Origin of the sequence: Streptomyces sp. SDr-06 (assembly GCF_003324565.1) — a bacterium.
In the GTDB taxonomy this organism is placed as follows: Bacteria; Actinomycetota; Actinomycetes; order Streptomycetales; family Streptomycetaceae; genus Streptomyces.
Window position 1 is genome coordinate 81,053 of record NZ_QOLA01000002.1, and the last position, 15,615, is coordinate 96,667.

Annotated in this window: 15 protein-coding genes; 13 read left to right on the forward strand and 2 right to left on the reverse strand. The window is 72.2% G+C overall.

Features of this window, described 5'->3' with window-relative positions; all coding sequences use genetic code 11:
• Positions 1–36 precede the first annotated feature (36 nt).
• The 6 genes from DT019_RS04715 to DT019_RS04740 all read left to right on the forward strand — a co-directional run bounded on the left by DT019_RS04715 (position 37) and on the right by DT019_RS04740 (position 4,919).
• Positions 37–1,128 carry a nitronate monooxygenase gene (locus tag DT019_RS04715; RefSeq protein ID WP_114035368.1) on the forward strand — a complete coding sequence of 364 codons (1,092 nt, stop codon included), beginning with the start codon at positions 37–39 and terminating at the stop codon, positions 1,126–1,128.
• Entirely contained in the window at positions 1,125–1,868 is a 744-nt protein-coding gene (locus DT019_RS04720; protein ID WP_114035369.1) for a 16S rRNA (uracil(1498)-N(3))-methyltransferase, read from the forward strand. The genes DT019_RS04715 and DT019_RS04720 overlap by 4 nt, the downstream gene beginning before the upstream one ends.
• A 75-nt stretch (positions 1,869–1,943) precedes the next feature.
• Positions 1,944–2,483 (forward strand): hypothetical protein, encoded by a 540-nt coding sequence (locus tag DT019_RS04725; RefSeq protein WP_223279302.1) that lies wholly within the window; start codon positions 1,944–1,946, stop codon positions 2,481–2,483.
• 103 nt (positions 2,484–2,586) lie between these two features.
• Entirely contained in the window at positions 2,587–2,946 is a 360-nt protein-coding gene (locus DT019_RS04730; RefSeq protein WP_114035370.1) for a histidine triad nucleotide-binding protein, read from the forward strand.
• Between the two features lie 24 nt (positions 2,947–2,970).
• Positions 2,971–3,882, forward strand: a complete 912-nt coding sequence (locus DT019_RS04735; protein ID WP_114035371.1) for a ribonuclease Z — start codon at positions 2,971–2,973, stop codon at positions 3,880–3,882.
• Positions 3,883–3,905: 23 nt separating this feature from the next.
• Positions 3,906–4,919 carry an adenosine deaminase gene (locus DT019_RS04740; RefSeq protein ID WP_114035372.1) on the forward strand — a complete coding sequence of 338 codons (1,014 nt, stop codon included), beginning with the start codon at positions 3,906–3,908 and terminating at the stop codon, positions 4,917–4,919.
• A gap of 450 nt (positions 4,920–5,369) precedes the next feature.
• Here DT019_RS04740 and DT019_RS04745 read toward each other — a convergent pair whose 3' ends face one another.
• Positions 5,370–6,677 carry an MFS transporter gene (locus DT019_RS04745; RefSeq protein WP_114035373.1) on the reverse strand — a complete coding sequence of 436 codons (1,308 nt, stop codon included), beginning with the start codon at positions 6,675–6,677 and terminating at the stop codon, positions 5,370–5,372.
• Between the two features lie 352 nt (positions 6,678–7,029).
• On the opposite strand from DT019_RS04745, the gene DT019_RS04750 reads away from it, so the two are divergent.
• The 6 genes from DT019_RS04750 to DT019_RS04775 all read left to right on the forward strand — a co-directional run bounded on the left by DT019_RS04750 (position 7,030) and on the right by DT019_RS04775 (position 13,161).
• Positions 7,030–8,325, forward strand: coding sequence for an enolase C-terminal domain-like protein (locus DT019_RS04750; protein WP_223279303.1), 1,296 nt, complete (start codon positions 7,030–7,032; stop codon positions 8,323–8,325).
• Between the two features lie 216 nt (positions 8,326–8,541).
• On the forward strand, positions 8,542–9,657 hold the full coding sequence (locus tag DT019_RS04755) for a PfkB family carbohydrate kinase (RefSeq protein ID WP_114035997.1): 1,116 nt from the start codon (positions 8,542–8,544) through the stop codon (positions 9,655–9,657).
• Between the two features lie 298 nt (positions 9,658–9,955).
• On the forward strand, positions 9,956–11,005 hold the full coding sequence (locus DT019_RS04760; protein ID WP_114035374.1) for a PhoH family protein: 1,050 nt from the start codon (positions 9,956–9,958) through the stop codon (positions 11,003–11,005).
• Between the two features lie 13 nt (positions 11,006–11,018).
• Positions 11,019–11,516, forward strand: a complete 498-nt coding sequence (gene ybeY / locus DT019_RS04765; protein ID WP_114035375.1) for an rRNA maturation RNase YbeY — start codon at positions 11,019–11,021, stop codon at positions 11,514–11,516.
• The gene (locus DT019_RS04770; RefSeq protein ID WP_114035376.1) at positions 11,513–12,811 is read left to right on the forward strand and encodes a hemolysin family protein; all 1,299 of its coding nucleotides are present in this window, start codon (positions 11,513–11,515) and stop codon (positions 12,809–12,811) included. The genes ybeY and DT019_RS04770 overlap by 4 nt, the downstream gene beginning before the upstream one ends.
• Positions 12,808–13,161: an MmcQ/YjbR family DNA-binding protein gene (locus DT019_RS04775; RefSeq protein ID WP_114035377.1), complete on the forward strand. Its 354-nt coding sequence runs from the start codon at positions 12,808–12,810 to the stop codon at positions 13,159–13,161. The genes DT019_RS04770 and DT019_RS04775 overlap by 4 nt, the downstream gene beginning before the upstream one ends.
• Before the next feature lie 4 nt (positions 13,162–13,165).
• Here the strand turns inward: DT019_RS04775 and DT019_RS04780 are convergent, their stop codons facing one another.
• A complete protein-coding gene (locus tag DT019_RS04780; RefSeq protein WP_114035378.1) occupies positions 13,166–14,587 on the reverse strand; it encodes an MFS transporter in 1,422 nt (473 codons plus the stop codon).
• A 138-nt stretch (positions 14,588–14,725) separates the two neighbouring features.
• On the opposite strand from DT019_RS04780, the gene DT019_RS04785 reads away from it, so the two are divergent.
• On the forward strand, positions 14,726–15,547 hold the full coding sequence (locus DT019_RS04785) for a helix-turn-helix transcriptional regulator (RefSeq protein ID WP_223279348.1): 822 nt from the start codon (positions 14,726–14,728) through the stop codon (positions 15,545–15,547).
• Positions 15,548–15,615: the final 68 nt, after the last annotated feature.

A 15,615-nucleotide genomic window follows, 5' to 3' on the forward strand; every position in this document is an offset into this window, starting at 1 on the left:
TTCGGTGCGAGAGCTGCGTCGTGGCACGATGCGGGCATGGCTTTGACCGATCTCTGCCGGTATCCGATCGTGCAGGCGCCCATGGCGGGCGGCGCCTCCGGTCCGGCGCTGGCCGCGGCCGTCTCCGAGGCCGGGGGGCTCGGCTTCCTCGCCGCCGGGTACAAGACCGCCGACGGCATGTACCAGGAGATCAAGCAGGTGCGGGGGCTCACCGGCCAGCCCTTCGGAGTCAACCTGTTCATGCCCCAGGACCCGCACACCGACCCCGCCGCCGTCGAGGTCTACCGCCACCAACTGGCGGGCGAGGCCTCCTGGTACGAGACCCCCCTGGGCGACGCCGACTCCGGTGGCGACGACAACTACGAGGCCAAGCTGGCGATCCTGCGCGAGGACCCGGTGCCGGTCGTCTCGTTCACCTTCGGCTGCCCCGATCGCACGGTGCTCGACGCGTTCGCGAAAGTGGGCACGTACACGATCGTCACGGTCACCACGGCCCAGGAGGCGCAGGCCGCGCAGTGGGCGGGGGCGGACGCGGTGTGTGTGCAGGGCGTCGAGGCGGGCGGCCACCAGGGCACCTACCGGGACGATCCGCAGGTCGGCGGGGCCCGCATCGGGCTGCTCACGCTGATCGGCCTCGTCCGGGAGGCGGTCCAGCTGCCGATCGTCGCGACGGGCGGGCTGATGCGCGGCGCGCAGATCGCGGCGGTGCTCGCGGCGGGCGCCGACGCGGCGCAGCTGGGCACGGCGTTCCTGGTCTGCCCGGAGTCGGGCGCGAACGTCCTGCACAAGCAGGCGCTGACCAACCCCCTTTTCGTCCGTACGGAGTTGACGCGGGCGTTCTCCGGGCGGCCCGCGCGGGGCCTGGTGAACCGTTTCATGCGCGAGCACGGGCCGTACGCCCCCGCCGCCTATCCGCAGGTGCACCAGCTCACCTCGGGCCTGCGCAAGGCCGCGGCCGAGGCGGGCGACCCACAGGGCATGGCGCTCTGGGCGGGCCAGGGCCACCGGCTGGCCCGGGAACTCCCGGCCGGGCGGCTCGTCGAGGTGCTGGCCGCCGAACTGGACGACGCGGCAGCCGAGTTGACCGCGAAACTGCAGAACCTGAAAAACACGAGGAGCACGTCATGACCGCCCCGGTCTTCGTTGTCGACAAGGTGCCGGCCGGCGGTGAGTTCGTCCTGGACGGGCCGGAGGGCCGGCACGCCGTCTCCGTGAAGCGGCTGCGCGCGGACGAGGAGGTGACCCTCACCGACGGCGCCGGGACCTGGGCGGACGCCGTGGTCGTGGCGGCCGAGGGCAAGGACCGCTTGGTCGTACGGATCACCGCGCACGCGAGCGAGGACGAGCCGCCGGTACGCGTCACCGTGGTGCAGGCGCTGCCCAAGGGCGACCGGGGCGAGGTCGCGGTGGAGACGATGACCGAGACGGGCGTCGACGCGATCGTGCCGTGGCAGGCCGCGCGCTGCATCACCCAGTGGAAGGGCGAGCGCGGCGCCAAGTCCCTCGCCAAATGGCGCAGTACGGCCCGCGAGGCGGGCAAGCAGTCGCGCCGGGTGCGCTTTCCCGACGTACGCGAGGCGATGACCACGAAGCAGGTCGCGGCGCTGCTCGCCGAGGCGGACCTGGCGGTGGTCCTGCACGAGGACCGCGACGCCGGCTCGGGCGCCCTGGCGACGGCCGAGCTTCCCGAGCGCGGGGAGATCGTCCTGGTGGTGGGGCCCGAGGGCGGGGTCTCGCCGGAGGAGCTGGCCACGTTCGCCGAGGCGGGCGCGCAGCCGTACCGGCTGGGCAGCAGCGTGCTGCGCACGTCGACGGCGGGCACGGTGGCCGCGGCGGTCCTGATGTCCCGGACGGGCCGCTGGGCCTGAGCCCTCGGCGGGCGTGGCCGGGGATGGCCGCATGGGGTCTACCGCACCGGGGGCGGCGGTGGCACGCTGGCGCCCATGGGGGCCACGAGGTCACACCGTCCGGCACAGCACACCGCCCGCCGCAGGGCGTACCGCACGCTGCCCGCCCTGGCCGCGGTCGCGCTGGCGATCGGCGGGGCGGCCGCCTGCGACCCGGTGGGCGGGCTCAACTCCGCGGCCGTCGCGGTCACCACGGACCAGACGGCCACCGCCGCGCTGCGGCAGCAGCACGTCGACATCAAATGGCTGACCTGCACGGCCAACCTCAAGGGCGGCCCCAGCGCGACCCCTTCGGCCGGCAGCACCACCCGCCAGGTCGCCGACGTGAACTGCCAGGGCGAGACCAAGGACGGCAGGCCGATCACGGTCAAGGGGACGGTCACCCAGGAGGTCGAGGGCCGCTGTGTGAAGGGCGACCTGACGGCCAAGGTCGCCGACCGGACCGTCTTCCGCGCCAGTGTCCTCGGCGACTGCGAAGGGCCCGCCCCGACGACCGGACCCGCCACGCACCACCCGGGCGGCAATCCCACCGTCACGGTGACCGTGACGGTCACGGAGTCCTTCCGCGGCAAGTAGCGGGCCGGGGGCGCCCCGGGGCCGCCCGCCGTGCTCCCGTACCGCCGGAACGCGTTGAGTAGCATGCGGTTACCTGATCAACGCGACCAAGGAGGACCGGACCGTGGCCGGAGAGCCGCAGGCCGACTGCCTGTTCTGCAAAATCGTCTCGGGCGATGTCCCGGCGACCGTCGTGCGGGAGACCGAGACGACCGTGGCCTTCCGCGACATCAACCCCCAGGCGCCCACCCACGTCCTGGTCATCCCCAAGGTCCACCACCCGGACGCCGCCTCCCTCGCGGCCGCCGAACCCGTGATCCTCGCGGACGTGCTGCGCGAGGCCGGGGAGGTCGCCCGCGAGGAGAAGATCGACCAGAGCGGCTACCGGGTCGTCTTCAACACCGGCAGCGGCGCCGGGCAGACCGTCTTCCACGCCCACGCGCACGTCCTGGGCGGCCGCGGCCTCCAGTGGCCGCCCGGATAACCCGGAACAGCAGGCCGACTCACCGTGTCCGTACGTGAATTGGTGGTGCTCGGCACCGCCAGCCAGGTTCCCACCCGGCACCGCAACCACAACGGCTATCTGCTGCGCTGGGACGGCGAGGGCATCCTCTTCGATCCCGGCGAGGGCACCCAGCGGCAGATGCTGCGGGCCGGGGTCGCCGCCCACGACATCAACCGGATCTGCGTCACGCACTTCCACGGCGACCACTCGCTGGGCCTGGCCGGGGTGATTCAGCGGATCAACCTGGACCGGGTCCCGCACCCGGTCACCGCGCACTACCCGCTCAGCGGCGAGCACTTCTTCGAGCGGCTGCGGTACGCCACCGCCTACCACGAGTCGGTCCGGCTCGGCCAGGAACCGGTCGCGGGGGAGGGCGCGGTCCTCGCCACGACGGCCGCGTACACCCTGGAGGCCCGCAGGCTCTCGCACCCCGTCGAGTCGTACGGCTACCGGCTCGTCGAGCCGGACGGGCGGCGGATGCGGCCCGACCTGCTCGCCGAGCACGGCATCAAGGGCCCCGACGTGGGGCGGCTCCAGCGCGAGGGCGAGCTGAACGGCGTCACCCTCGACGAGGTCAGCGAGGTCCGGCGCGGGCAGCGGTTCGCCTTCGTCATGGACACCCGGCTGTGCCCGGGCGTGACCGCGCTCGCGGACGGCTGCGACCTGCTGGTCATCGAGTCGACGTTCCTCGACGAGGACGTCCGACTCGCTGTGGATCACGGTCATCTGACGGCAGGTCAGGCGGCGTCGGTGGCGCGTGACGCGGGTGTGCGCCACCTCGTCCTGACCCACTTCTCGCAGCGCTACTCCGACCCGGAGGAGTTCGAGCGGCAGGCCCGTGCCGCCGGATTCGAGGGCGAACTGACGGTGGCCGCCGACCTGGTCAGGGTCCCGGTCCCCCCACGCACCACCTGAAGCACCACCCCTAGGAAGCCCCCATGCCCCTCCCCAAGGCCGAACTCCACCTCCACATCGAAGGCACCCTCGAACCCGAGCTGGCCTTCGAGCTCGCCGCGCGCAACGGCGTCGAGCTGCCGTACGCCGACACCGAGGAGCTGCGCAAGGCGTACCTCTTCGACGACCTGCAGTCCTTCCTCAACCTCTACTACTCGCTGATGACGGTGCTGCGGACCGAGGACGACTTCGCCTCGCTCGCCGACGCCTATCTGACCCGGGCCGCGGCCCAGGGGGTGCGGCACGCCGAGATCTTCTTCGACCCGCAGGCGCACACGGCGCGCGGCGTGTCCATCGGCACGGTCGTGGAGGGGCTGTGGCGGGCCCTGTCCACGAGCGAGGAACGCCACGGCGTCTCGACTCGGCTCATCCTCTGCTTCCTGCGCGACCAGTCGGCGGAGTCGGCGCTGCTCACCCTTGAGGCGGCGCGGCCGTACCTGGACCGGATCACGGGCGTCGGGCTCGACTCGGCGGAGGTCGGCCACCCGCCGGCCAAGTTCCGCGAGGTGTACGAGGCGGCGGCCGCGCTCGGGCTGCGCCGGGTCGCGCACGCCGGGGAGGAGGGGCCGCCGGCGTACATCACCGAGGCGCTCGACCTGCTGGGCGTCGAGCGGATCGACCACGGCCTGCGGGCCCTGGAGGACCCCGGCCTGGTGGCCCGCCTGGTCCGCGACCGCATCCCGCTCACACTGTGCCCGCTGTCGAACGTACGCCTGCGCGCGATCGACACGCTGGAGGAGCACCCGCTGCCCGCGATGATGGACGCGGGGCTGCTGTGCACGGTCAACTCCGACGATCCGGCGTACTTCGGGGGGTACGTGGGTGACACGTTCCACGCGGTGCACGAGGCGCTGGGGCTCTCCCGTGAGCGGCTCAGGGAGCTGGCCCGGAACTCCTTCGAGGCGGCGTTCCTTGAGGACGAGGAGGGGCGGCGGGCGGCGTACCTCGCTGAGGTCGCCGCCTACGACTTCGACACCCCCGAGCCCCCAACCCCCTGAGGCCCCGCCCCAGGCCCTGGGGGCTTGCCGCACCCACCCGCCCGTGCCCCGCGTCGAGAAGGCCGAGCCCTCGGGGGCGTCGCCCCCGCCCCTGTTCCGCCAGGGGCGGGGCACGGGCGCCGTCCGTCCGCCGTGGGTGGTTGTTCGCGCAGTTCCCCGCGCCCCTAACGCCGATCGCGTCCGTCCGCCGTGGGTGGCTGATCGCGCAGTTCCCCGCGCCCCTAAGCCCGATTGCGTCCGTCCACCGTGGATGGTTGGTCGCGCAGTTCCCCGCGCCCCTTCGGGGGAGGCCGCCCATGGGCATCTTTAGCCCGTCCGGCGATTGAGGACGAGCGCCCATTAGGCGCGAAACGGGGTCTGGGGCGGAGCCCCAGGGCGCTTTCACCCCCGGAGGCCACGCGGCGGAGCCGCAGAGTGTCACAGCGGGGAGGGGCGGGGTGGGGAAAGGACTCAGGACGCGAGGACCTTGCGGCGCCGCCTCGCCCGCGAGCGAATCGGAATCTCCGCAACCTCCTGCTCCGGCACCCCGATCTGCGGAAGCAGCCCGGACGCCGCCCCCGCCCGCCCCGCGACAACCGCCGCCGCGGGCCCACCCCGGCGCCGGATGGAGCCCGGCACCAGCGGCCGCCCGGCCGCGCTCAGCGCCACCGCACTCATCGGCGCCGCGATCAGCAGCAGCAGACCGCACAGGACGAACCCCATGCCCCGGTACCCCGCGTACTCCGAGAGCAGGCTCCCGGTGAGCGGCCCGCAGGCCACCCCGAGCGAGGAGGCGGAACCGGCGAGCACCGCCCAGCGCCCGCGCGGGTCGAGCGATGCGGACAGGCCGATCAGATAGGAGAGGACCACGGGATAGAAGACGTTCCAGAGGATCTCGCCGGTGGCGAAGGACACGAGCCCGTGCGCCGACGAACTCGCCACGATGCAGCACGCGATGACCGCCGTGCCCACCCCGATCGGCACCGCACGCCCCAGCCGCGCACCGAGCGCCCCCGCGCCGAGCACGCCGAGCAGCCCCGCGCCGAGCCCCGCGGCGAACACCATGCCGACGGTGACCTCGGTGAGACCTGCCTGGGTGAGACCGATCCGCCCGCTCACCCCCCACAGCGCGTTCTGCGCGAGCGACCAGCAGAGCATGGTCGCGGCGAGGACCGTACCGGAGCGGCGGTGGGGAAGCCGGGGACCCGGGGCTCCGACGGCCTCCACCGGCCGGCTCGTGCCGTACGTGTCCGGGAGATGCCGCGTCGCGGGCCACACCAGCGCCGCCACGATCGCGATCGCCGCGAGCGGGGTGGCGTGGCCACCGCCGAGGTGAGGGATCGTCAGATAGAGCGCGCCCGCCGTCGCGGAGACCGAGAGCAGGCCCAGCGTCGAGGTGCGGTGGGGGTCGCGCTGGGCGGCGATGCCGGCCGCGGCCACCGCGGTGGCCGTACCGGAACCGAGCCCGCCGACCACCGCGCCCGCCACGACGAGCGGGACCAGGGTGGTGAGGGCGGCGCCGCCGTACCCGGTGATGGCGAGGATCAGGCCGAGTCCGGCGAGGCGGCGCGGGCCGTGCCGCTCCACCCGGGACGCCAGGGTGAAGCCGGCTGTCGCCGAGCTCAACAGCAGGGTGGAGCCGACCAGTCCGGCCTGCGCGGGGGAGAGCCCGAGGCCCGCGGAGAGGCGGCCGACGACGGTGGGAAGGAGGTATGCGGCGAGGTAACCGGCGGTGAAGACGGCGACCAGGGGCCAGGCGGCACGAGGGCGTGCGGACATGGGCGTTCCAAGGAACAGTGCCCGTGGGGCAGGGAGGCCAAAGAGGGGGGATGCGCCCGGTGTTGTACGGGAACGCGGGCCCAATTTGTATCAAGCGTCCCGAGTGCGCGAAAAGTCGAGAGAGGGTGATCTGGATCACATTCTGTTTGTTGCTGGGCCGGTCGGGTAAAAAAGCGAATTTCACGCGACTGTAGGCGAGTTGGGATCGTCCCGGAGTGGGGGACCCTTGACGCCTTCCTGTTCACATACCTAGTCTCCATTTTTATTGACGGACACTTCGAGGGGCGCCTCGACGGACGCGTTGATGGACGCGTTGATGGGTGGCGGCAGGCGTGAAAAGGGAGGGGCCGCAGTGCGCGGACAGCGGATCGTCGAGGTGCGGCTCACCCCGGTCCTCATCGGCGACCCTCCGCTCCTCAATGTCCAGGGCGTGCACCAGCCCTATACGCCCCGCCTGATCGTCGAGGTCGTCACGGCCGAGGGGGTGACCGGGGTCGGTGAGACGTACGGCGACACCGCGTACCTCGAACTGGCCGGCCCGTACGCCGACGCGCTGGTTGGCCACGACATCGCCGACCTCAACGGGCTGTTCACACTGGTGAACACTATCGGGGTCGATGGCTCCCGGGTCGACGAGGCGGTCGACGTCGGCGGGCTGCGCGGTGCCCGCACCGCCGACAAACTGCGACTGTCCGTCGTCTCCGCCTTCGAGGTGGCCTGCCTCGACGCGCTCGGCAAGGTGCGGGGCGTGCCCGTGCACAGCCTGCTCGGCGGCAAGGTCCGCGACAGCGTGGAGTACAGCGCGTACCTCTTCTACCGCTGGGCCGAACACCCGGGCGGCGCGGGCGAGAAGGACGGCTGGGGCGCGGCCCTCGACCCCGCGGGCATCGTCGAGCAGGCCCACCGCTTCGTGCGCGCGTACGGCTTCGGCTCCTTCAAGCTCAAGGGGGGCGTCTTCCCGCCCGAGCAGGAGGTCGCCGCGGTCCGCGCCCTGGCCGCAGCCTTCCCCGGTCGGCCGCTCCGGCTCGACCCCAACGGCGGCTGGACGCCCGGGACCTCGCTGAGGGTGGCGGCCGAACTCGCGGACGTCCTCGAATACCTGGAGGACCCGTCACCGGGCACGGCCGCGATGGCCGAGGTGTCGCGGGGGACGGGGGTGCCGCTCGCCACCAACATGTGTGTCACGACCTTCGCCGAGATCAGGGAGGCGTTCCTGACCGACGCCGTCCAGGTGGTGCTGTCCGACCACCACTACTGGGGCGGGCTGCGCAGCACCCGTGAACTGGCCGCGATCTGCCGGGCGTTCGGGGTGGGCCTGTCCATGCACTCCAACACGCACCTGGGGATCAGCCTCGCCGCGATGACCCACGTCGCGGCGACCGTCCCCAACCTCGACTACGCCTGCGACAGCCACTATCCGTGGCAGACCGAGGACGTGATCACCGCCCGGCACGTCTTTCGCGAAGGACGCCTGACCGTGTCCGACGCCCCCGGCCTCGGCGTCACCCTCGACCGCACCGAACTGGCCCGGCTGCACCGGCGCTGGCTCGACGACGACGGCACCCTGCGCGACCGCGACGACGCCGCCGCGATGCGCCGGGCACCGGAACACGCCGACTGGACGTGTCCGGAGCTGCCGCGCTGGTAGCGGCACCCGGCGGGCGTACATCGGGCAGACTTGCCTGATCTGTACGCGAACGGAGAGCCCGCCGTGACGACACCACCCAGCAGAGAGCAGCCGCCCCGCCCCACGCGCCACGAGCCCCAGCGGCCCGGCCCGGACCCCGTGTCCGACCCCGCCGGGCGGGACCCCGCGGCGGGCGCCGGGGCCCCGGCCGGTCGGCCCCGCCCCGACGACTCACTGATCGAGCACCAGCACGTACCGGGCGCAGAGCCGCGCCGGGCGGCCCGGCTCGACCCGCTCGACGGGCTGCGCGACCCGCGCGACCCGGCCTGCGACGTCTTCCTCACCGGCACGGTCTTCCTCGACATCATCTTCACCGGGCTCGACTCCGCCCCGGTCCGCGGCACCGAGTCCTGGGCCCGCGGCATGGGTTCGAGCCCCGGCGGCGTCGCCAACATGGCCACCGCGCTCGCCCGGCTCGGCCTGCGCACCTCGCTGGCCGCGGCCTTCGGCGACGACCACTACGGCGAGTACTGCTGGGACGCCCTCGAACAGGGGGAGGGCATCGACCTGTCGCTGTCGCGCACCGTGCCCGGCTGGCACTCCCCGGTCACCGTCTCCATGGCCTACGAGGGCGAACGCACGATGGTCTCGCACGGCCACGAGGCGCCCCACGAACTGTCCGCGCCCAACTGCCCGCCGCGCGCCCGGGCCGCGGTCGCCTCCCTCGAACCGGGCCGCCGCGAGGAGTGGATCGCCGACGCCGCGCGGGCCGGGGCACGGATCTTCGCGGACGTCGGCTGGGACGACACCGGGCGCTGGGACCTGGCGGGCCTCGCCGACCTCGAACACTGCGAGGCGTTCCTGCCCAACGCGGCCGAGGCGATGCGCTACACCCGCACCGACTGCCCGCGCGCCGCCGCCCGCGCCCTGGCCGAGAAGGTGCCGCTCGCGGTGGTCACGCTGGGGTCCGAGGGCGCGTACGCCGTGGACGCGGCGACGGGCGAGACGGCGGACGTCCCCGCCATCGAGGTGGAGGCCCTCGACCCCACCGGGGCGGGTGACGTCTTCGTGGCGGGCTTCGTCACCGGCACCCTGGCCGGCTGGCCCCTCGCGGACCGGCTCGCCTTCGCTGGGCTCACCGCGGCGCTGTCCGTGCAGGAGTTCGGCGGGTCGCTCTCGGCGCCGGGGTGGGCGGAGATCGCGGGCTGGTGGGAGAAGGTCCGCACGCTGCGGAACCAGGACCCCTCCGCGCTGCGCCGCTACGCCTTCCTCACCGACCTCCTGCCGGGCGCGGCCCGGGCCTGGCCCCTCCGCCGAGCAGTCCCCACCCTGGGCTTCCGCCACCCGGCCTGACCCCGCACCCCCGGCCCGCAAACCCAGCCCCGGCCCGCACATCCAGCCCCTCCGGCGTTTGAGGAGCGGGGGCGCGGGGGCGGAGCCCCCGGAACCGGTCCGCGGACGAAGGTCGACAGAAGGACGACAGGGGGCCAGGGGGCTCAGCCCCAGGAGGGCCGGCGGGACACCCCGCCAGGAAGCAGGGTGGAAAACCTCTCGGTCGCCCGCGCAGCAAGTCGTACGCTTGGTATCCCAGAGGCTCTCGAGCAGCGAGAACCCTGCAACGGGAGGTATGCGCAGGCCACAGAGCCGGCCCATGACTCAGACACCCACACACCCGCAGGCGCACGCCCAGATCACCATCCCGGCCAAGCACCCCATGGTGACCATTCTGGGTTCGAGCGACTCCCTGCTGCGCGTGATCGAGAAGGCCTTCCCGTCGGCCGACATCCACGTACGGGGCAATGTGATCAGCGCCGTGGGGGACGCGACGGAAGTCGCCCTCATCCAGCGACTGTTCGACGAGATGATGCTGGTGCTCCGCACCGGACAGCCGATGACGGAGGACGCAGTGGAACGCTCGATCGCCATGCTCAGAGCGAACGGCAGCGCGAACGGCAACGGGGCCAACGGGGACGGTCACCGCGAGACACCCGCCGAGGTGCTCACGCAGAACATCCTCTCCAGCCGCGGCCGCACGATCCGGCCCAAGACCCTGAACCAGAAGCGGTACGTCGACGCGATCGACAAGCACACGATCGTCTTCGGCATCGGCCCGGCCGGCACCGGAAAGACCTACCTCGCCATGGCGAAGGCGGTCCAGGCCCTTCAGTCCAAGCAGGTCACCCGGATCATCCTGACCCGCCCGGCCGTGGAGGCCGGAGAGCGCCTGGGCTTCCTGCCCGGCACGCTCTACGAGAAGATCGACCCGTATCTGCGCCCGCTGTACGACGCGCTGCACGACATGCTCGACCCGGACTCGATCCCGCGGCTGATGGCGGCGGGGACGATCGAGGTGGCGCCGCTGGCCTACATGCGCGGCCGCACGCTCAACGACGCGTTCATCATCCTCGACGAGGCGCAGAACACCAGCGCCGAGCAGATGAAGATGTTCCTGACCAGGCTCGGCTTCGACTCGAAGATCGTCATCACCGGTGACATCACCCAGGTCGACCTCCCCAACGGCACGAAGAGCGGTCTGCGCCAGGTCCAGGACATCCTGGAAGGCGTCGACGACGTGCACTTCTCCCGGCTCACCTCGCAGGATGTCGTACGGCACAAGCTCGTCGGCCGTATCGTCGACGCGTACGAGCAGTACGACAGCCGCCAGGACCAGAACGGTCACAGCGGCCGGAACGGGAAGTAGAGCAGAGCGCACCATGTCGATCGACGTCAACAACGAGTCCGGAACCGAGGTCGACGAGCAGGCGATCCTCGACATCGCCCGCTACGCGCTCACGCGGATGCGGATCCACCCGCTCTCCGAGCTGTCGGTGATCGTCGTGGACGCCGAGGCCATGGAGCAGCTGCACATCCAGTGGATGGACCTGCCGGGCCCGACCGACGTCATGTCCTTCCCGATGGACGAGCTGCGCCCGCCGTCGAAGGACGACGACGAGCCCCCGCAGGGGCTCCTCGGCGACATCGTGCTCTGCCCCGAGGTCGCCAAGAAGCAGGGTGAGGACGCCGAGACGCAGCACTCCATGGACGAGGAGCTCCAGCTCCTGACCGTCCACGGGGTGCTGCACCTGCTCGGCTACGACCACGAGGAGCCGGACGAGAAGGCCGAGATGTTCGGCCTCCAGGCGGCGATCGTGGACGGCTGGCGTGCGGAGAAGGGCCTGACCGGGCCCTCCCCGGCGCCGACCGTCTCATGACCGGGCAACTGATCGCGGGTGCCGTCGCCCTGGTCGTCGTCGCCTGGCTCGCCGCCTGCGCCGAGGCCGGCATCGCCCGTACCTCCTCCTTCCGCGCGGAGGAGGCGGTACGGACCGGGCGGCGCGGCAGCGCCAAGCTCGCCCAGATCGCCTCGGACCCCACGCGCTACCTGAACGTGGCCCTGCTCGTGCGGGTCGCCTGCGAGATGGCCGCCGGGGTCCTCGTCACCTATGTCTGCCTCGACGAGTTCGCCCAGACATGGGCCGCGCTGCTCGTCGCCATCGCGGTGATGGTGCTCGTCTCGTACGTCGCCGTCGGCGTCTCGCCCCGCACCATCGGCCGCCAGCACCCCCTGAACACCGCCACGGCGGCGGCGTACGTGCTGCTGCCGCTGGCCAGGATCATGGGCCCGATCCCGCAGCTCCTGATCCTGCTGGGCAACGCGCTCACCCCCGGAAAGGGCTTCCGCAAGGGGCCGTTCGCCTCGGAAGCCGAGCTGCGGGCGATGGTCGACCTCGCCGAGCAGGAGTCGCTGATCGAGGACGACGAGCGCCGCATGGTGCACTCGGTCTTCGAGCTGGGGGACACCCTGGTGCGCGAGGTCATGGTGCCGCGCACCGACCTCGTCTGCATCGAGCGCTACAAGACGATCCGCCAGGCGCTCACCCTCGCCCTGCGGTCCGGCTTCTCGCGGATCCCGGTGACCGGCGAGAACGAGGACGACATCGTCGGGATCGTCTATCTGAAGGACCTGGTGCGCAAGACGCACATCAACCGGGACTCCGAGGCCGACCTCGTCTCGACCGCCATGCGGCCCGCCGCCTTCGTGCCCGACACCAAGAACGCCGGTGACCTGCTGCGCGAGATGCAGCAGCAGCGCAGCCACGTCGCGGTCGTCATCGACGAGTACGGCGGCACCGCGGGCATCGTCACCATCGAGGACATCCTGGAGGAGATCGTCGGCGAGATCACCGACGAGTACGACCGCGAACTGCCGCCGGTCACCGAGCTCGCGGACGGCTGCTTCCGGGTGACCGCCCGGCTCGACATCGGCGACCTGGGCGAACTCTTCGGCTTCGACGAGTTCGACGACGAGGACGTGGAGACCGTCGGCGGGCTGCTCGCCAAGTCGCTCGGCCGGGTGCCGATCGCGGGGGCCACGGCCGTGGTGGAACTGCCCGACGCACGGCGGCTGCGGCTCACCGCCGAGTCCCCGGCCGGCCGCCGCAACAAGATCGTCACCGTGCTCGTGGAGCCGACGAAGGACGACGACGAGAAGGGACCCACCGAGTGACACCGCAGGAACTGAGGGCGTTCTGCCTGGAGTTCAACGCCGTGACGGAGGAGTTCCCGTTCAACCCGGAGACCTCCGTCTTCAAGGTGCTCGGGAGGGTGTTCGCGCTGAGCGCCCTGGACGGGGAGCCGCTCACCGTGAACCTCAAGTGCCACCCGGACGACGCGGTCAGGCTGCGCGAGGAGCACGCCGCGATCGTGCCGGGCTGGCACATGAACAAGCGGCACTGGAACACCGTGACCGTGGCCGAGCTCCCGGACCGGCTGGTCCGGGAGCTCATCGAGGACTCCTACGACCTGGTGGTCGCCGGTCTGCCGAAGGCCGAGCGGCTCCGGCTCGACCGGGCCTGACCCCTCAAGCCCGCGCGCGGTCGCGCAGCCCGAGGCCGACGGCCACCAGCGCGGCCGCCGCGATCACGATCACCGCGTCGATCGCCAGGACCGTGCGCACCCCGCCGAACAGCGAGGCCTGCGTGGTGGCGAGGACGCCGAGCAGCGGGATGCCCACGGTCAGGCCGACCTGCTGGGTGGTCGTGACCAGTCCCGTCGCCAGACCCTGCTCCTCGTTCGGCACCCCGCTGGTCACGGTCACGCCGTACGAGATGATCGCGCCGAGGTGGCACATGCTGGCCAGCGAGACGGCGACGGTGGCGAGCAGCGCGCCGGACTCGGTGCCGAGGCCCAGCAGGGCGGCGACGAACAGGCCCTGGCCGAGCAGCGAGCCGACCAGCACGCGCCGGGTGCCGAAGCGGCCGATGAGCCTGGCGGCGTACCCGCCGGCGACGGCCGAGGCGACCCCCTGGACGCCGAAGATCAGGCCGGTCTCGAAGGACGACAGACCCAGGATCTCCTGGAGGTAGAGGGTCAGCACGAAGACGACCGAGGACATCATCGAGAAGGTGACCAGACCGCCCAGGTTGCCCCAGGCCACCGTGCGGCGCCGCAGCATCGGCAGCGAGATCAGCGGGGCCGAGGCCCTCGACTCGACGACGACGAAGGCGGCCAGCAGGACGAGGCCCCCGAGCAGGGTGCCCCGGACGTCCGCGCCGCCGAAGCCGCGCTGGGCCGCCGTCGACAGGGCGTAGATCACCGCGAGCAGACCGCCGGTGACGGTGACGGCGCCGGGCACGTCCAGTCGCGGCCGCTCGGGGGTGCGGGACTCGGGCAGCAGGCCGGGGGCCAGGGCCAGGACGACCACGGCGAAGGCCACGAGCAATCCCATCGTGGAGCGCCAGCCCAGGGTGTCGGTCATGACGCCGCCGAGCACCATGCCGGTGGTGTAGCCGAGCGACAGCAGCGTGCCGGAGATGCCGAGCGCCTTCTCCCGCAGCGGGCCCTCGGCGAACGTCGTGGTCAGCAGGGACATGCCGGTCGGCACGATGACGGCCGCGCCCAGGCCCTGGAGCGCGCGCCCGGTCAGGAAGGACGCCGGGTTCCAGGCGAGGGTGGCGAGCAGCGACGCCGCGCCGAAGAGCGCGAGGCCGGTCAGGAACAGCTTCTTGCGGCCGAAGAGGTCGGCGATGCGGCCGAACAGGAGCAGGAACCCGCCCGAGGGCAGGGCGAACGCGGTGACCGCCCACTGGAGCGCGGACTGGCCGAGGCCCAGGTCCTTGCCGAGCGCGGGGAGCGCCACGTTCAGTACGGAGAAGTCGAGTGCCACCATGAACTGGGCGGCGCAGAGCACGAAGAGGACCAGCTTGGCCCGGCCGCTGAGCCGGTCGTCGTGGGGGGCCGCCGTGTGCGGCCCGTTGATGGTCGTGTGGGTGTCGATCGCCATGGCCACCACCTTCGCGGCCCGGGAATGCCCGTGGAGAGTGAGAACTTATCCTGTTGGTGGCACCACCAGGCAGCCGAGGGGGAGTTCGTGGCCACACCGATCGATCAGCACCGCCGCAGTGAGCTGCGCGAGTTCCTGATGAGCCGGCGCGCCCGCGTCACCCCCACGCAGGCCGGGCTGCCCGACGGCGGGGCCCGCCGCCGCACCCCGGGGCTGCGCCGCGAGGAGGTCGCCGTGCTCGCCGGGGTCGGCGTCTCCTGGTACCAGTGGCTGGAGCAGGGCCGCGACATCACGGTGTCCCCGCAGGTGCTGGACTCGGTGGGCCGGGTGCTGCGGCTCACCAGCGCCGAGCGCCGCCACCTCTACGTGCTCGCCGGGCTCAACCCGCCGGCCCTTGAGGTCGACCCGGCCAGTGCCGACATGTGCCACGGTCTGCAGCGACTGATCGACGCCTGGATGCCGTTCCCCGCGCACATCATGGACGCGTACTGGAACACGGTCATGTACAACGACGCGGCGGCACTGGTGCTCGGGATGCGCCCCGAGATCGTGCAGAACTGTCTGATCGCGTTCTTCACCGACCCCATCTACCGCGCCCGGGCCAAGCGTTGGGACGAGATCGCCTGCACCGTCGTCGCACAGTTCCGGGCGGCCTGCTCGGAGCGGCCCGACGACGAGGGGTTCCGGGCGGTCGTGGAGCAGGCCAAGGAGCTGAGCCCGGAGTTCGTGGAGCTCTGGGAGCGGCGCGACGTGCAGCCCGGCGGCCTGCTCGGCAAGGAGCTGGAGCACCCGGTGGTCGGCGCGCTGCACGTCGAGTCCACCCAACTGCGCATCCCGGCCCGCCCGGACCTGGTGATCGTGCTGCACACTCCGCTGCCGGACACCGGCACCGCCGAAAAGCTGGAGTGGCTGACCTCCCCGGAGGGCCGCCGCGGCTCGATGTACCCGATCGCGGGCTGACCCCGTCCCGGGGGTGGAGTGGGCCGTCACGTAGGGTGAGGCGGCATACACGCTTTCGTCCCGTGGGG